Source organism: Novipirellula rosea, from assembly GCF_039541335.1.
GTDB classification, from domain to species: domain Bacteria; phylum Planctomycetota; class Planctomycetia; order Pirellulales; family Pirellulaceae; genus Novipirellula; species Novipirellula rosea.
Genome location: NZ_BAABGA010000064.1, coordinates 258,790 through 285,751, shown reverse-complemented (window position 1 = coordinate 285,751; position 26,962 = coordinate 258,790). Strand labels below are relative to the sequence as shown.

21 protein-coding genes are annotated in these 26,962 nt (G+C 55.0%); 9 read left to right on the top strand and 12 right to left on the bottom strand.

All coding sequences use genetic code 11. The features are described from left to right. Positions 1-569 precede the first annotated feature (569 nt). Both ABD971_RS23965 and ABD971_RS23960 read left to right on the top strand, forming a co-directional pair. Positions 570-725: a hypothetical protein gene (locus tag ABD971_RS23965; protein ID WP_345326248.1), complete on the top strand. Its 156-nt coding sequence runs from the start codon at positions 570-572 to the stop codon at positions 723-725. 11 nt (positions 726-736) lie between these two features. After that, positions 737-1,801 (top strand): DUF2235 domain-containing protein, encoded by a 1,065-nt coding sequence (locus ABD971_RS23960; protein ID WP_345326246.1) that lies wholly within the window; start codon positions 737-739, stop codon positions 1,799-1,801. Positions 1,802-1,965: 164 nt separating this feature from the next. On the opposite strand, the gene ABD971_RS23955 is transcribed toward ABD971_RS23960, so the two are convergent. The 3 genes from ABD971_RS23955 to ABD971_RS23945 all read right to left on the bottom strand — a co-directional run bounded on the left by ABD971_RS23955 (position 1,966) and on the right by ABD971_RS23945 (position 6,434). Further along, positions 1,966-2,223 carry a hypothetical protein gene (locus ABD971_RS23955; RefSeq protein WP_339945532.1) on the bottom strand — a complete coding sequence of 86 codons (258 nt, stop codon included), beginning with the start codon at positions 2,221-2,223 and terminating at the stop codon, positions 1,966-1,968. A gap of 309 nt (positions 2,224-2,532) precedes the next feature. Then, positions 2,533-5,061, bottom strand: a complete 2,529-nt coding sequence (locus tag ABD971_RS23950; protein WP_345326243.1) for a DUF1588 domain-containing protein — start codon at positions 5,059-5,061, stop codon at positions 2,533-2,535. A 53-nt stretch (positions 5,062-5,114) separates the two neighbouring features. After that, positions 5,115-6,434: a DUF1552 domain-containing protein gene (locus ABD971_RS23945; RefSeq protein ID WP_345326241.1), complete on the bottom strand. Its 1,320-nt coding sequence runs from the start codon at positions 6,432-6,434 to the stop codon at positions 5,115-5,117. A 608-nt stretch (positions 6,435-7,042) separates the two neighbouring features. On the opposite strand from ABD971_RS23945, the gene ABD971_RS23940 reads away from it, so the two are divergent. Together ABD971_RS23940 and ABD971_RS23935 are read left to right on the top strand one after the other, a co-directional pair. Further along, on the top strand, positions 7,043-7,879 hold the full coding sequence (locus ABD971_RS23940; protein ID WP_345326239.1) for a hypothetical protein: 837 nt from the start codon (positions 7,043-7,045) through the stop codon (positions 7,877-7,879). A 21-nt stretch (positions 7,880-7,900) separates the two neighbouring features. After that, the gene (locus tag ABD971_RS23935; RefSeq protein ID WP_345326237.1) at positions 7,901-9,331 is read left to right on the top strand and encodes a glycoside hydrolase family 15 protein; all 1,431 of its coding nucleotides are present in this window, start codon (positions 7,901-7,903) and stop codon (positions 9,329-9,331) included. Between the two features lie 144 nt (positions 9,332-9,475). Here ABD971_RS23935 and ABD971_RS23930 read toward each other — a convergent pair whose 3' ends face one another. Next, positions 9,476-10,255, bottom strand: coding sequence for a rhamnogalacturonan acetylesterase (locus ABD971_RS23930; protein ID WP_345326235.1), 780 nt, complete (start codon positions 10,253-10,255; stop codon positions 9,476-9,478). Positions 10,256-10,591: 336 nt separating this feature from the next. Between ABD971_RS23930 and ABD971_RS23925 the strand changes: the two genes are divergently transcribed. The 4 genes from ABD971_RS23925 (at position 10,592) to ABD971_RS23910 (ending at position 16,736) form a co-directional block, all read left to right on the top strand. Beyond that, entirely contained in the window at positions 10,592-12,214 is a 1,623-nt protein-coding gene (locus ABD971_RS23925; protein ID WP_345326233.1) for a cyclic peptide export ABC transporter, read from the top strand. Between the two features lie 50 nt (positions 12,215-12,264). Further along, a complete protein-coding gene (locus ABD971_RS23920; protein WP_372721906.1) occupies positions 12,265-13,473 on the top strand; it encodes an efflux RND transporter periplasmic adaptor subunit in 1,209 nt (402 codons plus the stop codon). Between the two features lie 120 nt (positions 13,474-13,593). Then, entirely contained in the window at positions 13,594-15,648 is a 2,055-nt protein-coding gene (locus tag ABD971_RS23915) for an ABC transporter permease (protein ID WP_345326229.1), read from the top strand. 83 nt (positions 15,649-15,731) lie between these two features. Beyond that, the gene (locus ABD971_RS23910) at positions 15,732-16,736 is read left to right on the top strand and encodes a glycosyltransferase (protein ID WP_345326227.1); all 1,005 of its coding nucleotides are present in this window, start codon (positions 15,732-15,734) and stop codon (positions 16,734-16,736) included. 103 nt (positions 16,737-16,839) lie between these two features. Here ABD971_RS23910 and ABD971_RS23905 read toward each other — a convergent pair whose 3' ends face one another. The 6 genes from ABD971_RS23905 to ABD971_RS23880 all read right to left on the bottom strand — a co-directional run bounded on the left by ABD971_RS23905 (position 16,840) and on the right by ABD971_RS23880 (position 23,572). Next, positions 16,840-17,535, bottom strand: a complete 696-nt coding sequence (locus tag ABD971_RS23905) for a sulfotransferase (RefSeq protein WP_345326225.1) — start codon at positions 17,533-17,535, stop codon at positions 16,840-16,842. 4 nt (positions 17,536-17,539) lie between these two features. After that, entirely contained in the window at positions 17,540-18,847 is a 1,308-nt protein-coding gene (locus tag ABD971_RS23900; RefSeq protein ID WP_345326223.1) for a glycosyltransferase, read from the bottom strand. A 91-nt stretch (positions 18,848-18,938) separates the two neighbouring features. Next, positions 18,939-19,835: a hypothetical protein gene (locus ABD971_RS23895; RefSeq protein WP_345326221.1), complete on the bottom strand. Its 897-nt coding sequence runs from the start codon at positions 19,833-19,835 to the stop codon at positions 18,939-18,941. Continuing rightward, positions 19,836-20,891: a glycosyltransferase family 8 protein gene (locus tag ABD971_RS23890; protein ID WP_345326219.1), complete on the bottom strand. Its 1,056-nt coding sequence runs from the start codon at positions 20,889-20,891 to the stop codon at positions 19,836-19,838. A 6-nt stretch (positions 20,892-20,897) separates the two neighbouring features. Then, the gene (locus ABD971_RS23885; protein ID WP_345326217.1) at positions 20,898-22,214 is read right to left on the bottom strand and encodes a hypothetical protein; all 1,317 of its coding nucleotides are present in this window, start codon (positions 22,212-22,214) and stop codon (positions 20,898-20,900) included. Between the two features lie 125 nt (positions 22,215-22,339). After that, complete coding sequence (locus ABD971_RS23880) at positions 22,340-23,572, bottom strand: glycosyltransferase (RefSeq protein ID WP_345326215.1); 1,233 nt, start codon at positions 23,570-23,572, stop codon at positions 22,340-22,342. A 395-nt stretch (positions 23,573-23,967) separates the two neighbouring features. Between ABD971_RS23880 and ABD971_RS23875 the strand changes: the two genes are divergently transcribed. Continuing rightward, positions 23,968-24,831, top strand: coding sequence for a sulfotransferase domain-containing protein (locus ABD971_RS23875; protein WP_345326213.1), 864 nt, complete (start codon positions 23,968-23,970; stop codon positions 24,829-24,831). On the opposite strand, the gene ABD971_RS23870 is transcribed toward ABD971_RS23875, so the two are convergent. Further along, positions 24,779-25,741: a glycosyltransferase gene (locus ABD971_RS23870; protein ID WP_345326211.1), complete on the bottom strand. Its 963-nt coding sequence runs from the start codon at positions 25,739-25,741 to the stop codon at positions 24,779-24,781. The two genes, ABD971_RS23875 and ABD971_RS23870, sit on opposite strands and share 53 nt — an antisense overlap. Positions 25,742-25,745: 4 nt before the next feature. Further along, the gene (locus ABD971_RS23865) at positions 25,746-26,885 is read right to left on the bottom strand and encodes a glycosyltransferase (protein ID WP_345326209.1); all 1,140 of its coding nucleotides are present in this window, start codon (positions 26,883-26,885) and stop codon (positions 25,746-25,748) included. Positions 26,886-26,962 lie beyond the last annotated feature (77 nt).

Sequence of the window (26,962 nt, the reverse complement as noted above, 5' to 3'; positions counted from 1 at the left end):
TTCTGAACCTGAGAGGCCTTTGCATAAACCCAGAGAGGAATTTGAACAGACGGAAACGGAGACGCCATGCACGGTCTGATGGATTCAAAGCTCCGGCTTAGTGGGATCCAAACTTCAATAACAAAGCAGGAATCAAAACTCTGTTACCTCTGTTATCTCCTGTTCAAACGACCGCGCAATCTCAAGCACCCCGTACAGGAACCCGTCCCGACAAAGACCAGGGGAATTTGAACAGGAGGAAAGGGAGGAAACGGAGAACCCATGCACGGCTTGATGGATGCAAAGCTCCGGCTTAGTGGGATCCAAACTTCAATAACAAAGCAGGAATCGAAACTCGGTTACCTCTGTTATCTCCTGTTCAATCGACCGCGCAATCTCGAACACCCCGCACAGGACCCCTCGTCTAGAAGACCGAGCGGGAATTTGAACAGGAGTGAAGTAGGCTGGGGCTAGTTGGCGGTGCTGGGGGATTTTGTTGTTCATCCCGCTTCGGGGACGTGTAGCCACGTTAACGACGGGCGAGGCAAAAGGACGTGTAGCCACGTCCACGACGGGGAAGGGGATTCGACGTGCTTGCGATGTTTGCAAACAACAATCGCAAAGGTCAATTTGCATCGGCCAGCGCTGAATCGCTGGGGGCGTCGGTCGATCGTATGTATGAAAATCGCTGCATCGGCGGCTACCGGATGCAGTTGCTTGACCCTAGCTCGATGCACATCGAGTAAAATTCAGCCACATGAATTCGAGTGCGATTGATGATGGAGATCGAGCGTTGGCAAAAAATATCGTGGTATGCTGCGACGGGACGGGGAACCAATTTGACAGCGATCAAACCAATGTGCTCCGGCTGCACTACTCGCTTGTCATTGATGCGCAGCGGCAAGTCGCCTTCTATCAGCCTGGGGTTGGTACTTTCAGTCCAAGCATGGCTTTGACCCGTCCCGGCCGAGCGTTCAGCAAAGTGATGGGACTCGCGTTCGGAGCCGGCTATCGTAAGACGATCGAAGACGCTTACTGGTATATTGCACAGCACTATCAGCCGGGGGACCGAATCTGTTTGTTTGGATTTAGTCGCGGCGCCTACGCAGCTCGTGTCGTGGCCGCACTGTTGCACAGCGTGGGGAGCCTGCAACCGGGTAACCGGCAACTTGTTCAATACGCGATGGCAGAGATCGAGTTGCGGAAAGGACGCCGTTTGGACTTTGCCCATCTTGGCCGCTTCCGAAAACAATTTTCACAGCGATTCGAGGAAAAACCGTTCCTATTCTTAGGACTCTGGGACACGGTGTCTTCCGTGTCGTGGGCATACGACTATTTGTCGTATGCATTTACCGCCAGCAATCCGAGCGTCGATGTCATCAGACACGCGGTTTCAATCGACGAGCATCGAGCATTCTTTGCGCAAAACCTATTCAAACGTCGGGAGCATCAAGACTTTAAAGAAGTTTGGTTTGCGGGGGTGCATAGCGATGTCGGTGGCGGGTACCCCAAAGATGAAAGTGGTTTGGCGAAGACAGCCTTAGAATGGATGCTGGTTCAAGCACGTGATGTCGGCGGCGTCCTGCTCGACGATTCACGGGTGGAACGTGTGCTCGCCGAAGGCAGTAGCCCTGATCACGCAGGACCGATTCATCGTTCGCTAACTTGGAAATGGTGGTGGGCAGAATTCTTTCCGAAGCAGACCTACCCGTCGCCTGTTCCGCTTCCTCACCTGTTTCGGCGAAGGAAACCTACAAGCCGATCGGCCAGAGAATCCGATTCAGGGACGTGTCGGATCCATCAGGCAGCAGTGCGGCGATAAGATGACACGCTCTTGCAATACAAGCCTTCCAATTGGCCAGATGAGTTCGAGATCGAACCAGAGTCACGATACGCATTGAAGTTGTGATCAACCTGCCTAGAAAGACAAGACGTGTCGTCCGAATAGTTCCTCGCCAACCCGGCCGTCGCGAACGACATTTGAAGCTACTTCCCGAGTTTCGCTTTTGCGATCAGCTTCTCGAGTTCTAAGACGTGGTTGTACGGTGCACGTTTACGGCGATATTTATTCGAAACAATTTCGTAGAGTGTTTCGAGATCCTCGAGCGAAATGACCGGATGTAAGGTCCACTCCGTTTCCGATTTTAGACGGGACCGAAGCTTCCATTGCCCCCCGTGTTGCGTTGCGGTGACCATGCGAGTCTCGCCCTCGTCGGTGGTCTCACGCCATTCGTGTTTCTTCATAATCGATTTAGCCGGAAATATGCGTAGTGTAGTAGGGCCGGTTCTTACCGGCCGCCGCCAAACAAGGCTGGCGGAACCGGATATCCACCGGTCGCATTTCATCTGAAACCAACTGGACCGATGGTCTGGTCATCGCGGCTGGTGGGAGCCGATTCTGATGGGCTGCGGTTGGGGATTTTATTGGTGTTTTCGCTTCGGGGACGTGTAGCCACGTCCACTACGAGTGAGGTGAAAGGACGTGTAGCCACGTCCACTACGGAGAAGGGGGACCGTCGTGGATGCGATGTTTGCGAACGATAATCGCAACGGCTAGTGCGTATCGGCTAGCGCTGCATCGCTGCGGGTGCGGTAGAGGAATGCGTCGGAGGTGAGCAGTGAAACAAGCAGTTCGTTCATGCTGCCTCCGCTCTGCTTGTACGCGCGGTGCGCCGCTTGCAGAACGGGAGCGTCATTGAGCGTTTCGTTGCGGCCCATCCAGAAGCGGAAGGCGTGGCGGACGAAGACCTGCTCGGCGCGTTCGCTCTCAGCAATTCGCTCGATCAACTCGATCGCATTGCCAACTTCGCCATCCAAACTCGGATCGCCAGAATCGATGATCTCGCCTGTCGTATCCACTGGTTTCTCGAGTTCCAGCTCGCGATACAGCCCAGCGTGATTGTACATCTCAAACGGCAACCCCAACGGATCCATCTTTTTGTGACATGTCCAACAGTAGTCTTCGCGGGTGACCCGCATCCGCTCGCGAAGCGTGCTCTTGGGCTCATCCGGCAGCATCGCGTCCACCGTGATTGGGACATCGGGAATGCCGCCGCCAAGCAGTCGCTCTTGGATCCAGCGGCCGCGGCGGATGGCGTGATTGTCCATTGCGTCGGAGTGCGAAACAAGCCAAGCAGGATGCGTCAGGATGCCTAGCCGTTGGCCTTCGGGGGCGGTGGCCAGCGTGCGTTCCGGTTCCATTGATCCTCTGCCAAAACTACGTCGGCCGACGCGAGCGTAGATCGTTGGCCCCGAAAGGTCAGCTTGCTCGACGCCGTGATGGACGTACGTTCGTCGGGTCGGTTTCTTTGCCGGTGGTTTCTTGCCGGGGTTGGCTTGCTTCCAGGCTTCGAGTTCCGCCGCTGCTTGTTTTGCTGCCTCGGCCGCAGCTTTCCGCTCCGCGGCAATCGACTCGGTTCGCTCTTCCTTGCTGCGTTGTCGGCCAAAGTAGATGTTGTCGCGTTCGGCGGCGACGACCTTGTCGGTGGTCAGCAATTGCTTCAACACATCTTTGTCTTCCTGCAAAATCATCTCGATCAAACGATCGGTGCTGGCCGTTGCGTCAAACATGGCGCGGTAATGATTCACACCTCGGCTGTCCGCGCCGGTATCGGCAAGCGCTTTTGTATCTTTACAAATATACCCACCTTGGTCGTAATCAAAGTAGTCGCGAAAGAATTGCAGGATCCTTGGTTTACGGATGCTGTCGTCTGCCAGCATCCGCCGCACTTCACGTTCGACGTCGGCTCGGCTACGCATGCGACCACCGACAATCGCGTCACGCAGTGCTTCATCGGGTTGGATGTAGCGCAGCGCGTGATTAACGGCCAATCCCAATTCCCAGTCTTGTAGCATGACGCGGCCATGCGCGTCCGGTTTCCCATACGCAGCCAACTCGGGCCGGAATAGCGCATCCCGATCGAGGAAGATGGACGACAGCCCCAGTACGGCGCCGTCTTTCTTGCCAAGCTTATCGATCGATTGATTGACGATTTCCACGTAAGCGTCGGACTCGGTTTCGCTCGGCGGGCGGAACGTCAACGCTTCGAATAGGAAGTCGACCGCCGCACGCACTCGCTCGTCCGTCACGCCCTCTTTGTTCATCAGGTCATAGACCGGCGTCAGCGGACGGACGACCTTGGTGCTGTAGACAAGGCTTGTTGGCAAACCACGCAGATCGCCCTTCATTTTGTCGGCGATCGATTTAGGGTCGTCGGTGATCTGGTAAGGATGTGCAATGCTTAGCGGGCCGTCCATCATGTAGCGGATGATGTCGCCTGCCATCCCCATGATCTGTGTCGCTTCGGCGCTGTTGACGGTGTAGAAGTCGGGGTAGTTTTCCAGCCCATGGTCGCGCGCCGACGATAGCACGGCGGGGACGCTCTTGACCGAGGTGGCGTAGGCGACCGTTCCACCCTGCCAATAAATGATGCGATCGGTCCCAAAGTACAGCTTCAGTTCGCCGCCGTGGTTGGTCGGAACGGCATCGCCACGAGTCCGCAGACCCGGTTTTTTGGGATCGAATTCGGGCTCGGTATTGATCAGTTCATTCAGCCGAGTGATGTGTTCCTCGGGGGTCACTCGCCAGATACGGGCAGGCGACGATGTCGGTTGCAGCTTGATTCCATCGGGCAGCGGACCGAATAGCAGTTCGTGATCGACGAAGTTGCCTTTGTTGGGATCGCGGTGAGCATGAAAACCACCCTTGTCTCGCAAAACCCGCGAGAGTTCGTTGACGACCCAGTCCGAGAACTGCAGTCGCTCGATCACCTCGGGCTGCGTCATGTCCGGCGGCGGCATCTCGTTCAAGGCGACCTGGGCCCAAACGCTCGTCCATGTGCTGGCGTTGATCTCATCAACCTCGCCCAAATCCTCGAGCGACAACCCGCCTTCGGGATCGAATTCGCCGTGACAGTCGACGCAGTGATTGACGAGAAACGACTTGGCAAAGCTGTCAAAGTCTTGGTTGATCGGCTGGCCAGGCGTGTAGGTTTCCGCTTGGACTGCGGGGGCCAGGCTGAACAGCAATAGGATCAAGGTGAGATAAAGTCGGATCGACTTCCCGTTTGTCCTTTCTGCCATGACAGGCTGGAAGCCTATCCCACATTTTTGGCAAATCGAAAATCGAAGCATCATCATGCCAGCACTTCCTTCAGCGGACCGTTGCTGTCGTCAAACTTCTTGGCCATCTTGTCGTCCATGTTAAAGCGATCGACGTTCTGACCCGCGGCTCGCAGCAGCGACGTATAGAGTGCGTTGATTGGACGTTTGCCATCCAGCTGTGTAAAGCAACCCGATTTGAACGCGCCGTCCAGGTTACCCAACAGCATGACAGGCCAATTGGCACCGTTGGTGTGCTGTTTGTCCGCATTGTTGCTGGTGTAAACAATCAGCGTGTTGTCCATCATCGTACCGCTGCCTTCGGGCACGCTTTCTAATTTCTCCATGATCCGTACCAGCATGCGGCTGTTGTACTGGCGAATCTTGATCCAAATTGGATTGTCGGGCTGTTCCATGTGACCCAGGTTGTGTCCCTGTTGATCGATGCCCAATCCCTTCCATGCACCAAAGATCTCGCCGCGACCCGAACCGATCGTCAGCGTATTGGTGATGCCCGAGGTCAGCGCCGAGATGCCCAGGTCCAGCAAGCGGTCGTGCCAATCGGTTTCGAACTCCGGCGCCGCATATCGCTCGTCAACCTTCGGAGCAAATTTTCGCAAGTGGTCCGCAACCGTGTCCAAGCGATCTCGCAATCCGTTGACATCCCTGAATCCCTGGACGTATTGGCCGTAACGTCGGCCGTCCTCCGCAGGGAGCGATTGTCCCTTGGCGGTAGCCAGCATTTCGACTTGGCTCAGCACACTGGACCGAGCTTCGTGTTGCAGCCGGATGTCGCCCGAGGAGATGCCGCCATAGAGCATCTGATAAAGATGATTTGGATTGGAATGCATAAAGATCGGCGAACCCGCACCGCTGGCCGACAGCGTTGCAATCGTCGGCTTGGATTTCATGTTCTCGATCGAGTCCATGCCGATACACAAGTGAGGCAGAAGCGTTTGTGGCAACGCCTTGCTCAATTCGTAATCGATCGTCGACGCACTTGGCGGTACCCCGTCGCTGCCACGATAGCCGCCGAGCGCGCCAAAGAAAGCACTATGCGAGGGACTGGTGTGCAGACCGTGCAGACCGTTGATGATGTGCAGCCGTTCTTTGTAGGGTTCCAGTGCGCTGATGGGCTCGGGAAGCTTGGCGTTCGCCAGCGAGCCGCTGTGTTTCATCCCAGCGGGAATACAGGTCTTCGGATCGAACCCCTGGTTCTGCATAAAGAAGACGATGCGTTTCGGCGTCGTGGTTGTGGTGGACGATGCCAAAAGACGTTCCGGCGTAAGTGAGACGCCAAATGCGGCCCCCGTGCTGGCGGCCAATCCTTGGAGCATTTTTCGACGGCTGAGCATGATGGATCTTTCCACGTGATAAAGGAACGATGGTTTTCCGGGGGGCGTCAATCGAGGATCGTGAAATCCGTCCCAACGTTGCTTCGCAAATCGATGCAGCCTGCGACAAGACAGATTGGCAATGCAAAGAAGCAGCGAAGATGCAGATAGAGAAAATCGAGATCGGCTATTCCGGAAGCGGGAAGGTGGTCGTTGGAGGGAAATGGGGGGGCGACCGCCGCGTCATGCAGCGATTTGTATTTTAACCTGCACCGCGATCATCGCAACGTTCACGAAATGGCAATCGTTGTCGAAGCAAGCGTCAATGATGCGCTGTGGGCCACTCGCGGCCTTTGCTTCTACGGTAAGGCTTTCCATGTTTTATACCGGTTTTCGGCACAATTTGTCGGTTTTTTCCAGGAAAAATTCGGTTGTGCGCAGATTGTCATCCGGACGCATGGGCATGCACAAATCGATCGCTCTGGGATCTTCCCAGGATCGTTTTTTCGGACACCACGTCGATCATGACCTATGTTTCAACGGGGAAGTGTCTGGCAACCCCACGGCTACCCGTACGCGACCACGGAAACGCCATAACGATTTTTCTGCATTCGAAAATAAAACCCACCATGAACGACTCCAATCTACAATCGGCTCAGGAAGCGTTTGCTTCGGCGATGCTTCCCATCTCACTACTCGTGATTGTGATGGTGGTGGGGCTGTTTCTGGTGGTGGGCTATTCGATGAAGTTTGCCCTCTCGGTCTCGGGCGCAGGCAGCGTTGGTTTCTGGAAGTCCATCGGGGTCGTGATCGCCGCGACGCTGGCCGGTTCGTTTGTCTCGGCTGCAATCATGTTCGCGATGCCAGGCGAGCCCGTCGCCGGATTGATCGCTGGCGTCGCATCGATTGGCACCTACGTGCTGGTCATCTCTGCGATCACGCATTGCAGTATTGGGCGAGGAATCGCAGCCTATTTTCTCAATGGGATTTTCAGTGGGATTGGTATGATCGCATTGATCATGATTCTGTTGCTGGGGGTGACGATCATCCGTTCAACAAGTGACTTCGGTGATATCGATTTCGCACAATTCAAAAACGAATATGCGAACTCGCGATCCGATGTCGCTGGGGAGGCCTTTTCAGAAGACTCCAGCGGAATCGATGGCGACTGGGATGGTTTCGAGGTCCAGCAAGTCAGTGGCCAGGGGATCGGCTACGGCTATGAATCCAGTGGGGGCGATGACGACATGGGATTGAACCCGCCGCAACAGTTACCAAGTGTTGTGCCCGCGAGCGATTCGTCACACGGTTTGTTCGACCAATTTTTCACCGACAAAAAATCGAGCCCCTACCCACAACCTGCTTCGAAACAATGTAGAAGCGGTTGTTCGAGTCGACGTCCCACGCCTCCAAAATCTTCCGACCCCGTATCAACCGGTATCCAAGCCAATCCCTTTGCCAATTAGTGGTTTGATGCCGATGGCAACATGGATCGCCGTCCGCTAAAACCTGATCTCATTGTCATCGTCTCGGTGAATCTCAGCCTCGGAGGCTTTGAAGAACTCGAGCAACGCAACAAAGGCAACGACATGATGTCCGGCAATCGTCAAGATCCGATTCCATCGGTGGACGCTACGAATATGGCCAGTCAGCTGCAAGTGATCCGGCAGCGGCTTGACCAATATGGCACGTTCCAGATGCCTGTCTTGGAGACCGGACTCTACCCGGCAGCAAACGTCGCGGGCAGCGAGCGTGAATACACCAACTACCAGCTGGTGTGGGTGCGTGACAATATTCACATCGCGAATCAAATGTTGGTGATTGGCAACGACGCAGCCGCCGTTAAAACAGTCGAGGCGTTATGCCGCTTCTTTGCAAAGTACCGCCATCGCTTGCAGCCCTCGTCTGACAACCAACATGAAATCAACCGTCCGCATGTTCGCTTTGACGGGACAACCCTCTCGGAACTCGATTCGGACACCCCATCGGGGGCAGGCTGGAACCACAAGCAGAACGATGCCCTCGGGTACTACGTGTGGTTGTTCGCCAAGCTTATCGCCCGCGAAAAGCTGCGTCCGACTTCGGAGCAACTGCAGATACTCGCCCTGCTGATCCACTTTTTCTCGCGGATCCAGTACTGGCAAGACGAAGACAGCGGGCACTGGGAAGAATGGCCCAAGATCGAGGCGTCCAGCATCGGGGTGGTGGTCGCTGCGTTACAAGCAGTCCAGGAGATCTTTGAGATTCCTGGGGTGCAAGAAACGCTGCACAACCATGGCATCGATCACCGCTTCTTGGAGAAACTTATTCGACCAGGCACCGCAGCGCTTCACGAAATCCTGCCCAACGAGTGCATTCAAGGTAATGGAAAACAGCGAGATGTGGACTCGGCACTGCTGTTTCTGATCTATCCGCTGGAGATCGTCGAGGGCGACATGGCCGATCAGATCCTGTCGCGGGTGACCTCGCAGTTGCAAGGAGCGATTGGCATCGCTCGCTACAAGCACGACAGTTTTTGGTCGCCGGGATACAAGCAACAGTTCGATGAAAAAGATCGCACCGATGCCGTGTCCGCCGATGATAAACGCAGCCATCTACAGGTGCGGCGTGGAACCGAAGCACAGTGGTGCATCTTCGATCCGATCCTTTCATGCATTTACGCCCAGCGATTCCAAGCGTCCGGCGATCCAGAGGAATTAGCGCTGCAACTGCGTCATCTGAATCGCTCGCTACAGCAGCTGACTTCGCTCGATAGTCCCTTCGGCGCGTACAAATGTCCCGAAGCGTACTACATCGAGGACATGGACAAGGGCGTCTGGGTAGCAAACGACTCAACGCCGCTGCTGTGGAGTCAAGCCAATCTGCGTCTCGCCCTCCACTTCGCCGAGCTCACCGCAAAACAATTGCCATCACCGTAGTGGACGAGGCCACGAGTCCCGCATCACCGTAGTGGACGAGGCAACGAGTCCCGGATCATCGTACTGGACGAGGCCACGAGTCCCCGCGACTCAAACCACGACGGGATTCGTTGCCTCGTCCACTACAGGGAAGCAAAAATGCTGTTAGCGGCTGCTCTTCAAATGTGCCGCGAGCTCGGGGACCTTGGCTTGGATTTCGGCGACGGCCAAGTCGCACATTCGGGTTGCTCCGAGTGCATTGAAATGAGTGTTGTCCGAGTTGCCCTCGGGAAAGCGATCGTATTCTCCTGGAATCGTCCAAATGAACAGTTGCTCCGAACGCGTTTTGCCAAGTCGCTCGAGTAGTTCACGCGATCGAAGCGTCATGTCCAACAGCGGCACGTCGATCTCGCTGGCGAGCTTGCGAACCGCTTCGGGATACTCGCCGTGGGTAGGTTGCAGTACCCCTTTGTCGTCGAAAACTCGTCGCACGACGGGCGTCGCCAGAATGGGAATCGCACCGAGTTCACTCGCTTCTTTCGCATAACGCCGTAGATTTGCGGTGTAGCTGCCGAACGGATCGGTGTGGCGAGCTTGGTCGGATTTTTCGTCGTTGTGTCCGAACTGAATGATCACATAGTCGCCTGGCTGAATCCGCTGCAGCACCCCATCCCAGCGTCCTTCGCTACGAAAACTCTTTGAACTGCGTCCATTCGTGGCGTGGTTATCGATCGTGACATTGGGATTGAAATAGAGCGTCAGCAATTGTCCCCAGCCTCGCTCGGGATTTTCGGGGATCAGCGGTTTGTCGGCCATCGTCGAGTCGCCGATCATGAAAATCGTAAACGCATCCGACGCCGTCGCGGTGGACGGCAAATGGGCAACGCTGGCCAGCAAGGCGAGCATAGCAATCCAGCGAGTTAGCGAGTGGGTGTTTCGATGCATCATCATGAGGTTTTCTGGTCCTGTGTTACTTGTAGTCGACTCGGCGATTCTATCGTGTTTGTTTTGCGGCCAATCGAAAGCAGATGCCAGCAAGATTCCTGGCCGGGCTGAACGGATTGGCGGACGCTGATTCCTAGAGCTTTGCAAGTTTACAAGGTTTTGCATGCCCTCCCATGTCCCCTAGCCTCACATTTGCCAATTGCTATTGGGATTTGCGGTTGGCTTTGCTACATCACCCCTTCGGATTGTCGTCGCTGTTTTCGTTACTGCCCCATAAAACCGAACCCTTTCATCGAGACTTATGAACGTCATTGCTCGCACGAGGGATCAGTCGCCATGAATCTCTTTTTCCTGATGTTGCGATCTTCGTGGAAAGCGAGTTTGGCGTCGATCGTCCTGGGGGGCGCTAGCGGATTGGCCACGTTGGGGCTGATCACGCTGATTCATCGGTCGTTTAGTACTCAAAACACTCCGTCCGCGGTTCTGCCCACGCTGTTCATTGCCGCTTGTGTTTCGGTCTTGGTGCTGCAAGTCCTCTCGAAGTGCATACTGACGCGATTGTCTCAGTCCACCGCCGCGCGATTGCAGTTCGAATTGTGCAACCGGATCATGGCGGCACCCTTGCCTGATCTGGAACAAGTGGGGCCTCATCGTTTGCTCGGCATGTTGCAAGGCGATGTGGGAGCGATCACCGGGGCGCTCTCAAACTTTCCCTCGGTTTGTGCTAGTGCGATGGTGCTGATCAGCGGAATCGGCTATTTGGCGAGTCTTTCGTTTCCGCTTGCTATCTGCACCGTGCTGATGGGATCGCTGGCGATTGCAAGCTATCTAACAGGACTGCACTGGGCGAATTATCATCTGCGGCAAGCCCGCGAAGATCGCGACGAAGTCAGCAAGCAACTGCAAGCGATGGTCTTTGGCATCAAAGAATTAAAAGCCAACAACCGCCGCTGTGTCGAATTTATCTACGACGTGTTGTTGCCAGCAGACACATCGATGCGAGAACGGTTGATCAAGGGGACTGACATCCTTGGCGGAGCACACACTTGGGGCCGGCTTTCGCTGTTCATTGGGATCGGTTTGCTACTTTTCGTGTGGCCTCGTCTGTGGACCGTGACGCCTGAAACGCTGATGGGCTATACGCTGACGATTTTATATTTGACCAGCCCGTTGGACAGCATTCTCGGTTGGTTACCGGCGCTGAACCGTGCAGCGATTTCATTACAGAAGATCAACGCGCTGGGGTTGATGATTGACCCCGCACTTGCGCCCCCGGTTGCATCGACCGAGACGGGGTTTCGATCGATCTCGCTGAAGTCGGTTTCCTATACCTATCATTCACCCAACGATGATGAAGAAGGGTTTCATTTAGGGCCGATCGACCTGCAGGTTTTGCCTGGGGAAGTCCTGTTCATTGTCGGTGGCAACGGCAGTGGTAAAACGACGCTCGCCAAAATTTTGACCGGACTGTATCCACCCCATTCCGGCGATATCCTGGTGGACAATCAAGTCATTGATGAATCCGCAATGGGCGACTACCGCCAACTCTTTTCCTCTGTCTTTGTCGAAGGCCACTTGTTTGATCGATTGATGGGGATCGATCCGAATCCAATGCTGCTGCGACATTGGACGCGGCTGTTGGGGATCGAAGACAAGGTGGATTTTGAAACCGGCATGTTGCAAACGAACAAGCTTTCTCGTGGCCAACATAAACGGCTGGCGATGTTAGTCGCATGTTTGGATCAGCGACCCGTGTTCGTGTTTGACGAGTGGGCGGCCGAACAGGATCCCACGTTTAAAGAGATCTTTTACCGCGAGATTGTTCCTGAATTGACCCGAAATGGCCGCGCTGTGGTGGCGATTACCCACGATGATCGCTACTTCTTTGCGGCCGATCGCGTCGTGAAGCTGGTCGATGGACAAGTCGACCGAGAACGAACCCAAAGGATCGCAGCGTGAGTCAACCCGCAAGAAAAAAATCGTTCTTACTTCGCCTCGTCGTCGGATTCTTGGTGACCGGATGTGTGCTGGTTGGGTTGGTCGCTTGGCGGTGGATAAGTGTAAGCGACCAGCTGCCTGAATTGCGAACGGTGAATGTCCAGCGACGCGACCTCGTAATTACGGTGGGCACGACGGGGACGATCGAACCGGAAGAAGTGGTGCAAGTGGGACCCGATGTCGCCGGGAAAATCGTGCAATTCGGAACCGACGCCGGCAACCCCGAGAAATCGATCGGAGTGGGATCACGGGTCAAAAAAGGCACCGTGCTGTTTGAACTCGATCCACAACAATACGAAATCGCATTACAGAAAGCCAAAGCGGCCTATCGTCTCGCCCAAGCGGACATCGCTCGCTTGCAGGCTCAACTCGAGCAGGCTCGCCGAACGCTCGAACGCGCGGATCGACTTCGAGACACGAATGCACAAAGCGACTATGACGAGATCGTGACGGCCAATGAAATGGCAGCGGCGCAGTTGGCGGTGGGGCAAGCCAAGCTTGATCAAGTCGCCGCCGAAGTGAACCATGCCCAAATCAGCTTGTCGAAAACGACCGTGCGCTCGCCGATTGACGGCGTGGTGATCGATCGACGCGCCAATCTTGGCCAGTACGTCAATATTGGTCATCCCGGTCTGTTTCTACTGGCCAAAGACCTCGACCAAATGAGGATCCGTGCATCGGTCAGTGAAAGTGACATCGGCAAAGTTCGGTTGGGACAACCTGCGACCTTTTCCGTCGACGCCTATCGCGATCACGAGATGACCGGACGTGTCGAAGAGATTCTGCTCAACGCTCGCATGCATGGCAACTTTGTCACCTACGACGTGATTGTCGCGATTGATCCTCCCGATGTCGAACTGATGCCGCACATGACCGCGGATGTTGAATTTGAAATCATCCGGCGAAATCAAGCCTGGTTGGTACCCACCGGGGCACTGCAGTGGTGGCCCGGTGCGGAACAAATGGAACAAGCCGTCGCCACAGACTCAATCGTGTCGAGCGAGGATCCAAATGGTCCAACCGAGGGCGAGTCTGCCTATGTGTGGGTGCCAAGCGAAAACGGAAAAGTGCGTCCTTTGCCCGTTCGAGTTGGTATCGATGACGGAGTGCAAACCGAGGTCGTCGGCGAAGGATTCGAAGAAGCGTTGCCGGTCGTGGTCGGTGAAGTGAAACGCACCACGCTAGCCCGAATCATTCCAACCGCAAAAACACTGCGTTAACGTTCCTCGTCGTGGATCTCTTTAGATATCCCGTGGCAAAGACTCCTCATTCCTCAATTCCTCTCGAAGGATCTTTGGCAAGATCCACGACTCGTAACAACCCTACCCGGAGCCGCACGCTTGATCGAGCTAGGCGATATTTGCAAGACGTACCAAGTCGGTGACGTTCCGTTGCCGGTGCTCAAAGGCATCACGCTTGATATCGAAGCGGGTGAGTACGTTGCGCTAATGGGCACGTCAGGGTCGGGCAAGACCACGCTGATGAATCTGCTCGGCAGCTTGGATCGCACCACGGCGGGCATCTACAAGTTCGCCGATCTCGATGTATCCAGTCTGTCCGGTAGCGAGTTGGCGGTCTTTCGCAACCGTCACGTCGGCTTCGTCTTTCAAAACTTCAACCTATTGCCACGCACCTCGGCGCTGGACAATGTCCTGCTTCCGACGCTGTACGCAACCGATGATCGCTCTCAGGCCGAACGAGTCGAATACGCCAAGAAATTGCTCAGTATCGTTGGTTTGGCCGGACGGATGGACCATGCGCCCAACCAATTATCGGGAGGGGAACGGCAACGCGTGGCTATTGCTCGAGCATTGATCAATCGTCCTCAACTGTTGCTGGCGGATGAACCGACTGGCAATCTGGATTCGAAAACCGAGCAAGAGATCCTCGAGCTGTTTCGCAAGCTGAATCTCGAGCACCGGATCACGTTGGTGGTCGTCACTCATGATGCCGAGGTGGCGAAAAGTGCCGATCGTGTGGTCCACATGAAGGACGGCATCATTGCCAGCGATCAAGCCAACCGGACTTCGCATCCCATCGTCGATAAAAAAACACTGGCAACGAATTCCGTTTCACTCGACACGCATGCCAGCGGTCAGATGCTTGCGTCCATCGTCAATGCGATCTTAGTATCGCTCTCTTCGCTGCGTACCAATGCGCTGCGTACCGTGCTGACGATGTTGGGCGTGATCATCGGAGTCGCGTCGGTTGTCAATGTGATGGAACTGAGCAGCGGTTCGTCGCGAGCGATCAAAGACACGGTGGCCAGCATGGGGGCGAACATGCTGAATGTGTCCTCCACTTACACCCCTAGTTCGGGCCGACGGCGACGTTATGTGCCGCTGACCCCCGACGATGTCGCGCTGTTGCAAGAACAATGTCCCGCCGTTCGGTTGACGGCGCCGATCGTTCATGGACAAGCTCAATTGGTGTACGGCAACCGTCGTTGCCGGCCCACGTTTGTACTGGGCAGTTCGCCTGATTATCTTCGCGGCCGGAATTGGTCCGAGATGGATATGGGGCAACTGTTTAGCGACGACGCGGTCTTCGACGCCGAAAAAGTGTGTGTGATCGGTCAAACGGTCGCGAGCGATCTGTTTGACGATGAGTATCCGATCGGTAAAGAGATTCGCGCGAACGGCGTTTCGCTGCGGGTGGTTGGCGTGCTGCAAGCCAAAGGAGGCGATGTGATCGGCAATGATCAAGACGACATCATGCTGGCGCCCTGGACCACATTCAAATACCGCATCAACAGCCGGTCCAATTCCATCAGCCGCGTTGCCACGTTTGAAGATCAAATGCCGAAGATGCAATTTGCATCCGTCAAACGCTCGACTCGCAACGAGCATTTAAGCCAAATCTATGTTCAGGCCTTGACGCCCGAGCATGTTCCGGAGGCACGCCAGCAGATCCGCCAAGTCCTCTCTCGCCGACATGACGTCGATCCCGACGTCTTTCAGATCCAAGACATCACTGAGGTCTCGAGGGTGACCAAGCAAGTCGTCTCGGGATTGTCGGCACTTGGATTGATCATCGCAGGTGTTTCGCTGCTGGTCGGAGGTGTCGGCATCATGAACATTATGCTGGTCTCGGTCACCGAACGAACGCGAGAGATTGGTCTGCGTATGGCGGTCGGAGCCAATCGCAATGCGATTTTGAGACAATTCTTGATCGAAGCGACGGTGTTGTGTTTAATCGGCGGGCTGTTTGGGATCGCGCTTGGTCACGCCAGTTCCACGATCATTGGTTGGATGATGGAGTGGCCGAATGAGATGTCGTTTTGGGCCCCGATCGTCGCCGTGGGAGTCGCTGCCAGCGTGGGAATTGTGTTCGGTTATTATCCCGCTCGCAAAGCTTCGATGCTCGATCCGATCGACGCACTTCGTTACGAATAGGTCGTGACGAATCAATCGCGACGCAACGAATCGGTGCTGTCCCCGGCGAACCACGCTGCCCTCCAAACGCTTCATCGGTTTCCATGACACAACCCCGCAGCGATAGCAACACGTCGCAAGCACCACCCGCGAGTGTCGCCGATCGACGTTTGACTTCGCCCATCACGGTGCGGTGGGCTCATCACCGCAGTGGATGGGGCCACGTTCAGTCCGCGGTGGCCGAGCAACTGCTTCATCCCGAGGGTGAATGTCTCTTTCTTGGCGAACTCGAAGATGCGTTGTTTCAAATCGGTCCATTTCGCAAACCATGGATCGGAGTGGCTCACCAAACGTTCGAAGCGCCACCGCACATGGCTGCGGTGCACGGCGGACGCTCGGACCTTGAGTTCCTGTTGAATTACCATCCCAATTTGAGTTTGAGTCTGCCGTATTGCCGAGGGATTTTTACGCTTTCCGAACACGTGGCCACGCAACTTCGCGATCGCTTGACCGTCCCCATCGAAGTGCTTCGATTGCCGACGGAGTTGGCGGTGCCGCAGTTTTCATTTCAGGCGTACGAAGCCAACCGGCGAAAAACGGTCGTCCAGTTGGGATGTTGGCTGAGACGGTTCTATCCAATCTATGAGTTGCCCGTTCGAGGTTTTCGCCGTCTCTGGCTAACCGGTGGTAACTTTGATCATCAACGTGCGGTCGGTTGTGAAGGCATGCGAAAACGGCGGCTAGTGCGTGTGAAGTGTCCTCCGCGATTATCCAACGAAGCGTTCGACGAACTGCTTTGCAAAAACATCATGCTGGTCGGTTTATGGCAGGCCAATGCGAACAATTCGATTGTCGAATGCATTGCCCGTGGTACCCCGGTGCTGACGAATCCGCTGCCCGCGGTGCGAGAATACCTTGGGGACGACTACCCCTTTTACTTCGATGATTTGCGGGAAGCTGCCGACAAGTTGCGAAACAATGAACTGATCCGAGAAACCGCCGCGTACCTGCAGCGACGCAAAGAACATTTGTGGTCCACCGAGACTTTCATCCAACGGCTGATTCAGTCGCCAATCTACGCGTCTTTGCCCGGACCAAAAACAAAATAACGGATTTCCAAGTAGTGGATCTTGCTAAAGATCCTGCGGCATGAGGATCTTTAGCAAGATCCACTACACCTGTTATTTGCATCAGCATCCCAGGCCTGTGGATCTAAACTCGATTCGCTCTGACCCACTGCGACGAGAATTCCAGACCGACCTTGGCTGAGAAACCCTGGAAATTCTCGACGCGGTGATGATCCAAGCCGAGGGCCTTAAGCGTTGCATTCAACTCGTCACCGCTTGCGATTAAACGATCAAAGTCGACGCGGATGATGTCGGCTCGATCAGTGCCAACCGGGTTTTGGTAGAGGTGGCGGATGTCGGCAGACGATTGTTTACGGAACCACTCGCCGGCAGGACTATTCGCTCGCTCGGCCGCGACACTCTTACGCCATTTGCGCTCGAGCATCAGGATACGTAAATCCGGGAAAAGCGATTTCCAAACCAAAGCGGTTGCCGAATTACGAGGGTCCTTCCATCCCCAAGGCTGGTTGCGATTTTCGGCTCCCCAGAACTGCTGCTGGATCGCTTCGACATCCATCGATCGCAGGATCGTGTCGAGATTGGCGGACATTCGATCGTTGTGTTTGCGAAATTGTACGAATCCCTTTGGCGAATGGGGAAAGTCAATCGTCGAGGACAAGATTCGATTGTTCGCGTCTCTGAAACTTGCCGATTCGTGAAACTTGCGATCATTTATCGGACCCGCATCCGCCCCTAGAAATACACCGCAGTGTCGGAGCATCTTGGCCAATAGACTGGTGCCCGATCCAGGACAACCACAAATGAGGATGGGGTGGTGCATCAATTTAAATCGACCGCTGGGTTGCCATGCAGAGGGTCGCGTCGGCGACATAGGGTTGGTAGGCCACCATTTCGACTCGCTGATGTGGATGCAATCGGTAGGTGATATTTCGCCACTGTGCTTGGCGTGCGAAGATCGCTTTGATCGTCCAGTAGACGTGAGCCACTTGGCAGATCGGAATCAACCAAAAGACACGCAACGACGTTGCCAATCCCATCGGTGCGATTTGATTCTCACCGCTACGGCAGCGAATCGCATGACTGACAGCACGCTCGGTGGATCGGAAACCGGCGAACATGACAAAATTCGAAAGCAGCATCGACAATCCCATCGACGATGCTGCAATGGCGTTTCCGGTCATCAAGGCGATTACGAAGACGGTCATCGAACTTGCCAATAACGTCACCATCGCCACCGCGTGAATCACCGTATTGATGAACGTTTTCTCATAGATCCGAGACCACGTTAACATCCGTGTCACATACCGACCGGCGAAGGCCGTTGTGCATTGGTCTCGGTTCACCATGATCAATCGGGGGTCGAAGTAGACTTGTAGTCCGAGTCGATCCAGTGCCGGTTTGATCGGTCCATCATCGACAACCGAGGTCGTCCATTTTTCGATCAGCCCTGATCGTTTCAAGTCCGAAAGCCGCATCGCACACGTACCCGCCCATGGATTGGCATTGATTGCCGTCGCTGCAATCGCACCCGAATTCCAGATGCTGCGTAGCAGCGAACCGGTGTCGATGCCCCCCGCATCCGTGCTTTCAGGAGCGTACCACTGGTTTCCTGTCACGACGCCGATTTGGGGATTCACGAGTGGTCGCACTGCATCACGCAGCCAATTCGGGTGGGGAACGACGTCGGCGTCGACCAGCACCACCACTTCACCATCACTGCGAATTTGCTGTACCGCCTGAACCAAGGAACTGCATTTAAGACTGCAAGTCGACGAGGGCTCCTGCAACTCAAAGATTTTTAAGCGGTCGGCAGTGTCGTCAGTCGATTTGACCTCCATCGCCACTTGCCAAGCTGGATCTTGGCGGCTGTCGATCACCACGATGATCTCAAAGTCATCGTAGGCTTGGCCGAGCAAACCTCGCAGATTCAACATTAACCGTGGGTCACATCCACGCAGCGACATCAGCACCGAAGCTTTGGGGGCGAAGCTGCAATTCGATGCGTCATCGGATGTCGCCAACCGTTTGCGAACGATTTGGGCGTCAAAGAACCAAGCCACGGCAAAGTGCACCAGCGACCAGACGACAAGCGTCGATCCGAGCAGTATCGCGAATTGGGTAAAGGAGATCATGCGTTTAAAAGAATGGTCAACGGAGTTTGTTCAATGTCATCGGCTGGGTAGCAGCACGGCGCAAGCCGTCCGGTTGCAGCGAGTAAGACGTTCAAATTCGACCGGCCATGTTGCCCAGCAGCCGCGCGAAACGGAATAAGTCCTTACCAAACTGCAACGCCCCAAACCGGATCTTGTGGACTGCCGCTTCATCCATTCGCCAATCGGGCGTGCTGCCGGCGATCAGGTTTCGGCCACCTGCGAGTCGTTGGTTTTCGCGAGCTTCGGGGCCGCTGACATAGACCGACATGCGGCCGCCGGTGACGTGCGAGTAGCCATGTTTTTGGTGGATCACTGGTGCGGCTTTGCTGATATCCACCACGGGAATTTGCGACGTTTTGCTGTGCCAGACCATCCAATTGTCCCAATTGCCTCGGCCGATCGCAAATTCGGGAATGTTTTGGTACAGATCGGCGGGGAACACGAAATAGTCTTTGCAGACGATCGAAGCGCTGGTCCCATCGGACTCAATTTTTTTGAAACACTCGGCGATCCAATCGTCGTTGGCGTGATCGACGTCGGCGGGCATTTCCAACTCAGTTCGCTGCCCGATCGCAAGCCAGGACTTCCACTCGGATTGGATCAACCGCTCGGTGGCTTGAACAAATCGATGGTCCAGAATGATGTCGGCGTTGACGAACGCTCGGGCGGCCCCTCGCCCCTCGGACGCGGCAATGCGGAAAATATCATCCAGCAGCGGAGTGCCATGCTCGTTCGTTTTGCTGGTGTGATGACATTGAAATTTCACATGAATATCGGCTGGAATGTCCGAATCCGAAAACAGAATAATCTCAACCTGCGGTTGCAACGCTTGCCAGCTGGCGATCGCGTTGCGTTGATGCGTGTCCGCTTCACCTTCGAACGGTTTCAGAACCGTGAACAACGTCAGCAGCGGCGCAGCGACGGTGGTCTTGTTTGTTCGCGGTTCGGCAAGCAATGGATTGATCATTTAAGCCCACACCGATGTAATTTTTCGAGACGTGATGGTGGTTCGTTTGATCATGTTGACCATTCGCCGATTGAACCAATGTTGAAAACTTGGATGGGGTTTAGGAGGACGCCAATCCTGCCATGCGGTATCGGCGAGTCCTTCGAAAAACACTTCACTGCGAGGATGATTCGATCCCGCTTGCCAAGGTTTGAACTCGGTCGTGAAGTGTACAATCGCGGGGTTGGTTTTCATTTCGATCCACTGTTGGCGATCGATCGGGGCATGGTCCGGCGACGGGTATTCGAACACATGGGCGCCTTGATTCCAGCGAGGTTCAAAACGTCCCCACTGGCCGTGACACAGCACGTTCAGTGCATATTGGTCCCAGCACCACACGTAACTGCGATTGTCACGCAGGATTTTTAGTAACCGCTCGGCCACATTCTCGTCTCGCCAACGTTCGACGTTCAATACCATCACGCCACTGTTGAAATACTCCGCTGCACCATCCAAACCCAATTGGCGATAATTTGGAATCGGCCGCCGCGTCGCCATGTAGGGATTGGCAAGTCGGTAATTTGCACAGCCTTTCTTTGCATCGATAAAGGGACACGCGGCATCGGCCGTGGCAAGGCAATAGTGCTGCTCGATCGGCAGATCCCAAAGACTCGTAATGTCCTCTTTGATGAATAGATCACAATCCAAATAGATCGCTTTGGTGACGTCGCTTGGCACCAATTCCGCAGTGAGTAACCGATAGTAGGCGGTGTGCGAAATGTGATGCGAAATCGAAAGATCGGAAACGGTATCGAGGTCGGGCTTGATAGGATGAATTTCGATCGGTTCGCCATCAAGCGTTTGCTCAAGCAGCGACCAGTTTTCCGCAGCGATTTCGCCGGTCAGCAAGCATAAACGGATTTGGACTCCAGCGGCGAGATGACGACAGGCACTTTTTAAGGTTACCGCCAGCGGCATCACGTAGGCATCGTCCGCCGCGCATACCACATCAATCCGTTTCACCTTTGGTGATTCGGGCAATCGATCTTCGGTAAGCGATCCAGAGGACTGTTTCATCGTTCGCTAAGTTGCATCCGTGCCACTGGCTTTTGATTTGGAAACCCATTGCAGGATTTTTTCTCGAGTGCGAACCACTGGCCCCGCAATCGGATGGTTGCGAATGGTGTCAAAGATTTCGTGAGCTTCCCTGAGTTCCGATTGAAGTTGTTGGAGGGTCCCACGGAGCAATTTGATTTCGCGTTGTGCATCCGCCAATTCGACCGGCAACATGCCGGCTTCGTTCAGCGTAGCAGCGGCACGGTCGGGGAATATCGATTCGGCACATAGCAGCGGCATTGGGTTGGCCAACGGTGGCAACAACGCCGACGGGAACTGCAGCGGTTGCGGTTGCGTTGCCATGGCGTTTGCGTGTTCGCTCATTTTTTCGATTAACATCATCATGCGGTCGGTGGCATCGGTGTCGTGTTGCAGCGAGTCGGCCAGCACCGAGTGCTGATAATGCATTCGCTCGGCGGGCGGATCGAACAATTGCGTGATCGTGAGGTCGAGTTGCCCCTTGCACGTGATTCGCCATGCCGCGTCGACATAGAGCGGACTGTTGGTGTAATCCAAGATCGCGGTGGGTTTGCCTACCAGCATCGATTCAAGCTGAGCGGTCGACGGCGTGGTGATCACCGCATCGCAACGTCGTAGCTCGGTGATCAGATCTTCGCCCGTGGTATCCCGAAGCTCGTTCTCGACCCCTACGATGCGGTCCATTCCTCCGGTCAATCGCCAAATCAATTCGATGGGCCGGTTACCCACCGCAGCTGTGGTGTCGGCCCAAGCTTTGACATCGATTAGTGATTGAGCGATCTGGTGGCGTTGCGATTCGGTGAATCCTGGCCATTTGGCCGTCATGACCAACAGCCGCAGCGGTTGGTCCGATCGCAATTCCCGCGGGGCCGTATCCGTTGGCGACGCGTTGAGGCGAAGGTAATCCAGCCGCGGAATGCCGACGACTTCCACTTTGTCGGCATTGCCCCATGCGGACAGCGTTCGCGCTTGCGAGGCTCCGATACAAGCCACTTTGTGACACAGAACGGGCCGCATTGTCCATGGGCAAGCCGGTTCGGTTTCGCGGTTCTGCCAGGCGTTTCGCCACTCCAAGATGCCGTCGATCGCATACAACGTGGCCACGTTTCGGCGTTTCAGATCATGGATGGCACTGCGGAATCGGTCAAAGTGTTCCGAAAAGAAAATGGCCAAGTCACCGGGACGGGCCTCTTGGGTCACCACATCAGGCGGTGCGATGCGAATCGGCATTCGTTGCTGCAGCGGCCGCGCGTGATGCGCTACTTCCGATTCGGTTCCCACATAAAAGATTGTTCCCGTTGCCACCGCAGGGCCCGTCCGTGAGGTATAGCGTCGCGTCTTGATCGAGATTCACTGCCAATCAAGTCGTTTTGATCCTGCAACTATCGCCTATCAAGCAAAACCGATCAAGTAGGACGCGCATGACTCGATCATCGCCGCAGCCAGGCCAGCAGGTCCGCATAGACCGAATCCTCGCTGAGTTCGCTCTCGCGGACTTGGCGAACTCGCTCCGTCATCTCGCCTCGTAAATCGTGGCCGTGGATCAAGCGAAGCACCGCCTCGGTAAAGCCGTTCGCATCGTCCGCGACGATCATGCTATTGATGGTGGCAGCGGACAAACCGTGCGTGTTGTGCGAATGGGTCACCAGCGGTTTACCAAAACTAAGCGATTCGATCGACTTGATTTTGATCCCGCTGCCAAAGCGAACCGGATTGATCGCAAAATCAATCTGGGCATAGAAATCTTCAAGATTGGGTAGAAAACCACGAAGCCGTACCCCGGGGTGATCGGCAAACCGTTGGCGACGCAGACCTTGGTGCACCGATCCTGCGATCACCAATTCGGCGCCGGTACGGTGGTGGATCTCGGGCCAACAATGTTGCAAGAACCAAGCGATTCCGTCCACGTTGGCAGCGTTGTCGGATCCGATGAACCCAATTCGAGGGAGCATGGATTCGACTTGTTGGTGCGAGTCGATCTGCGGTGCGTTGGCGGATAGCTCGGTTTGATGTCCCACGATAACGACGTCGCTGTGGGGGGCCATCGCGCGAATGGTTTCGGCTTCCTTGGTTTGAGCTGCGATGATCAAGTCAAACTTGGCCATCGCTGCCGATTCCTCTTCCTTCGAGATCGTGATCCAGTGGGCCTCGTCGTAAGTGGCAAATTGTTGTTGGCGAACATGAAGCAGGTCATGTGTATCGACCAGGGCTTGAAAACGTCGTCGTCCGACGGGAAAGTCATCGAGCAGATTGGCCCAGATCACATAGTTGCACAAGACAAAATCGGGCCGCAACGATTTCACCAGCGACTTGAATTGGGTGGGGGCCATTGGCCAACGATAGGTTTCCAGCGTTGCAAGGTTTCGTGCCGCTGGATCCTGGTTCTCGACCGACGGATCTGGATTGGAAAACGTTGCAAAGGCACGCCGCAGCGATCGTGAGAATCGATCTCGAAGGCGTGTTCCCTGGGGATTAAATTTTACGATTGGCAGCTCAAATTGGCGGCAGATCGCTTCGTCGGAATGAGTCATTTCGACCAAATAGAAAACCGTCAATTGGAAGCCGTTTCGCCGCAGACATTGCACCAGCGACCAGCTTCGCTGATGCGCCCCGTTCTCGCGCCGCCAAAACGGTTGGTCGGTAACAAAGAGGATTGTTTTCATCCGAGAATAAAGGGGATTGCCCGAGACCAGCGACGCCAACGGGCCGTCGCATCAGGGCCGCATGGTTGCTGTGAAAAATGGAAGACGATACGCTGCTACGCAGGTAGGTTAGAGTCTTTCGATAGGTTAGCCGTTTTGACGCTAGCCACGGTTCCCACGGTCAACCGGGACAATCGCGTCAAAGGGTAGGTGCATCTTCAACGTAGCGGTAGTCGTCAAGACTTTCGTTCCATGGCGTGTGCCCCCCGCCGAAACTCTTGACGAGTTCCGTTACGAAATGCTTCACAGAGTCGGCCCCAACAATCAATGCGTTTGATCAATGATCCTTGTCTACCTGCTTACGCATCGGTCAAGGTATCGATCGGTGGCGATCGACGGTAGGTGAATCACATTCTATGAGAAAACTTTTTCGCTCGCGGCAATCGGATGTTTTCTTTATTCGGGGCTACGCCAAATCGGGGACCAATTGGCTATGCAATCTGATGAATCTGCATCCCCAGATCGCATGCACGGGTGAATTTCACTTGCGTCCTCTGTTCGAAAGTGTGCGTGCCATTCAGTCTGCTCCCTGGGGAATTCTGAGCCGCGAGAAGCAATCTGCATTCCTCGAAGATGCTTTCTACCAAATGGTAAAGCAGTTGATCCGCGATGTTTGTGGCAACAAGCGATGGTGCGGCGACCGGACACCATGTTCGCTACGCTCGACGTTTGTCCCAGGTGTCCGGCAACTTTACATCACCCGGGACGGTCGCGATGCCGTGGTCAGTTGGGCATACCATACGCTGAACTACAACTTCAACGCAGGGCCGCGAATGCAGGAAAACTTGCAACGATTCAAGGCCGATCCAAACTATTTTGAGCAGCACAAACAAGAGTTGTTGGCGTGCGAGACCGTCGTGCGTGAGTTCGCGTCGCAGTGGAATGCAGCGATCGTCGACGATTTCCAAATGATGCAGTCGGCAGATCGAGCAGAGATCGATCTGCCGTATTACTGGATTCGCTATGAGGATCTGCAGACGGATACGCTGAAATATCGAAACGAGATTTACCAGTTTCTCGGTCTGTCTGCGGCAAAGGCGAGTCCGCTGAATGCATTGACGGAACCGGGATTTGGCTCGGCCGATACCAACCGGCCGAACGACTTTTATCGCCGCGGACGTGCTGGAACTTGGCAAGAGTATTTCACCGCCGAGCAACTCGCTTGGTTTAACGACGAGGCGAGCGAAGCGTTGCGGTTAATTTCGAAGAATGCATCTTGAATTCGCCCCACGAAATGCTTGACCGAATCAAATGAGACACCCATTCATCGGGCTGCGTCCTGTGTCGCTTTGACCGATACAGCAGCGAATGAAAGGCGGCGTCAACGAACGCGGCCATCCGCTGCCGACTTGGTTTGCCAAACATCGCATTGGCTTGCCCCTGCCCCACAAAATAGGATTGCACGTACCGCTCGCTGGCTCGGTCGGCGGGAATGATATGTTGGACCTTGGCGTCAGGAACCCAGCGGCCTTTACCTCCGCCGCGAGTGATCCGTTTCAAGACCTGCGTCTCGTCTTCTCCGATCATTCCCGAGCGAACGCGGCCAAGTGTGGGATCGAAGCGATATTGCCGCTGGACGTCGGCTCGTATTGCAAAGTTAGCACCATAAGGCAGACGGTTTTCGTTCAGCTCGATCGGTTGTTCGCCCAAATCGCGTGCGGCATAGACCGATTTGCATTTGTCCCAAGTCGCTTCGATCCAATCGGGGCAACCAGGCGGTTCGAACCAGGGTTCGATGGCACCGCCAAAAAATGCCACGTCAGGTTCGGCAATAAACGCGTCACAATACGACGTCAGCCAGTCGCTATCGACCAACACATCATTGTCAGTCCAGACGATGTAGTCGCCGCTTGCAGCTTCGATCGCCCGATTTCGGCTTGCCGAGTGCCCCTGGACCGTCTCGATGAGCGACACGATTGGTAGCGTTTCCGTGAATGCGTTGATGACCTGCTGAGTATCGTCGGACGAGTTGTTGTCGACGAGGATCAATTCCCATTCAAAGCGGTCGTCTACGTTGATATTGCAAAACCGCTCAAGCGTGCGACGCAGCAAACGCGAACGGTTCCAGGTGCAAATCGCAACGCTGATCTTGATACGCCGCGACGACTCGGGGGAATCGGAATGGGACAAAGATTCACCTGTGCATCGAGGCTAGATCGGTAATCTTGTCGTAGAAATCGGCGACTGGATCCTCGCTGTAGCGCTCGCGAATCCGTGTGCCTGCGAGTTCCCCCATCGCTTGCCAGTCGCCGCGTCTCTGCCATGCGGTTTCCAGTGTGGTGTCGAGCAGATCGGCAGTTGCTGCGGCTGCGATGAAACCAGTTTCGCCATCATCAATCAGCTCGCGATTGCGTCCGACATCGGTGGTAATGCAGATCCGATTACAGAGCATCGTTTCCACGACGGCCAATGCGGCCCCTTCGAAACGCGACGGAAGGATCAATCCATGATGATTCGCCCAAACGTCTTCGATGTTTTCCGAGTAACCTGCCAATTGAATCTGAGTTTGCAGACCGTAACGCTCAATCAACCGTTCCATCTGTGTGCGATTGCCTTGCGAGTCGCCGAACAATCGAATCGATAGATTTCGGTCACGCCATTTGTCTTGTTTCAACACGTCGATCAACAAGTCTTGGCCTTTCGATGTGAAATGAATTCGGCCAACACAAGCGAGTTGGAAGCTGTCATCGGCAGCGGGCCAAGCTGGGTTCGCATGCCAGTCGACATTGAACGGATTGTCGATGATTTCGGCATGATCCAGCTCGATGGCCAGAGTCGTTTCGGCACGATCAAGGTTTTCTTGCGAAACGAAAAACACTTTTTCGGCATTTGTATACGCGGTCTGGAATTCGTTGAGATAGATGTCGTCCAACGACTCGGTGCTGGCGGCTTGTACGTTGATTGCGTAGGGAATTTGGCGGCGGATTAATTCCGCCGCAGGAGTGACCGCGTTGAGATGGTAGCCGAGGATGACCAGCACAAAATCCGGCTTTTCGCGAGCGAGCCAACGTCGTAGATGGTCGGTTTCTTTTTCAAGGTTCAGCGGCGACTTCAGCCGATACGGCCATGATCGCCATGTGGGGTCTCGGCGCGGCCAAACGGTAGCCCCCGCGGAACGTAAACGATCGAGTTCGCGGGGTGTGTCTTCCCACCAGCGGTAGTTCACCGTGACTTGGATGTCATTTTCGAGCAGTTGGTGAGCCACGCGGGACCATAGCACTTCGCTGCCGCCCCACGGCATTCCCGTCATCGTCGAATAGAAGCCGATTTTCACCTTGCACAGTCCAAATAACCAAAGTCGTTGATCGCTCGGGACGTGCGATTCAATTAAATGACGGGTTTGGTCGTAGC

What these genes read in the sequence shown, in the direction of transcription:
- ABD971_RS23960 (WP_345326246.1), top strand. Translation starts at nt 737, where the DNA reads ATGAATTCGAGTGCGATTGATGATGGAGATCGAGCGTTGGCAAAAAAT.
- ABD971_RS23955 (WP_339945532.1), bottom strand. Translation starts at nt 2,223, where the DNA reads ATGAAGAAACACGAATGGCGTGAGACCACCGACGAGGGCGAGACTCGC.
- ABD971_RS23950 (WP_345326243.1), bottom strand. Translation starts at nt 5,061, where the DNA reads ATGGCAGAAAGGACAAACGGGAAGTCGATCCGACTTTATCTCACCTTG.
- ABD971_RS23945 (WP_345326241.1), bottom strand. Translation starts at nt 6,434, where the DNA reads ATGCTCAGCCGTCGAAAAATGCTCCAAGGATTGGCCGCCAGCACGGGG.
- ABD971_RS23940 (WP_345326239.1), top strand. Translation starts at nt 7,043, where the DNA reads ATGAACGACTCCAATCTACAATCGGCTCAGGAAGCGTTTGCTTCGGCG.
- ABD971_RS23935 (WP_345326237.1), top strand. Translation starts at nt 7,901, where the DNA reads ATGGATCGCCGTCCGCTAAAACCTGATCTCATTGTCATCGTCTCGGTG.
- ABD971_RS23930 (WP_345326235.1), bottom strand. Translation starts at nt 10,255, where the DNA reads ATGCATCGAAACACCCACTCGCTAACTCGCTGGATTGCTATGCTCGCC.
- ABD971_RS23925 (WP_345326233.1), top strand. Translation starts at nt 10,592, where the DNA reads ATGAATCTCTTTTTCCTGATGTTGCGATCTTCGTGGAAAGCGAGTTTG.
- ABD971_RS23910 (WP_345326227.1), top strand. Translation starts at nt 15,732, where the DNA reads ATGACACAACCCCGCAGCGATAGCAACACGTCGCAAGCACCACCCGCG.
- ABD971_RS23905 (WP_345326225.1), bottom strand. Translation starts at nt 17,535, where the DNA reads ATGCACCACCCCATCCTCATTTGTGGTTGTCCTGGATCGGGCACCAGT.
- ABD971_RS23900 (WP_345326223.1), bottom strand. Translation starts at nt 18,847, where the DNA reads ATGATCTCCTTTACCCAATTCGCGATACTGCTCGGATCGACGCTTGTC.
- ABD971_RS23895 (WP_345326221.1), bottom strand. Translation starts at nt 19,835, where the DNA reads ATGATCAATCCATTGCTTGCCGAACCGCGAACAAACAAGACCACCGTC.
- ABD971_RS23890 (WP_345326219.1), bottom strand. Translation starts at nt 20,891, where the DNA reads ATGAAACAGTCCTCTGGATCGCTTACCGAAGATCGATTGCCCGAATCA.
- ABD971_RS23880 (WP_345326215.1), bottom strand. Translation starts at nt 23,572, where the DNA reads ATGAAAACAATCCTCTTTGTTACCGACCAACCGTTTTGGCGGCGCGAG.
- ABD971_RS23875 (WP_345326213.1), top strand. Translation starts at nt 23,968, where the DNA reads ATGAGAAAACTTTTTCGCTCGCGGCAATCGGATGTTTTCTTTATTCGG.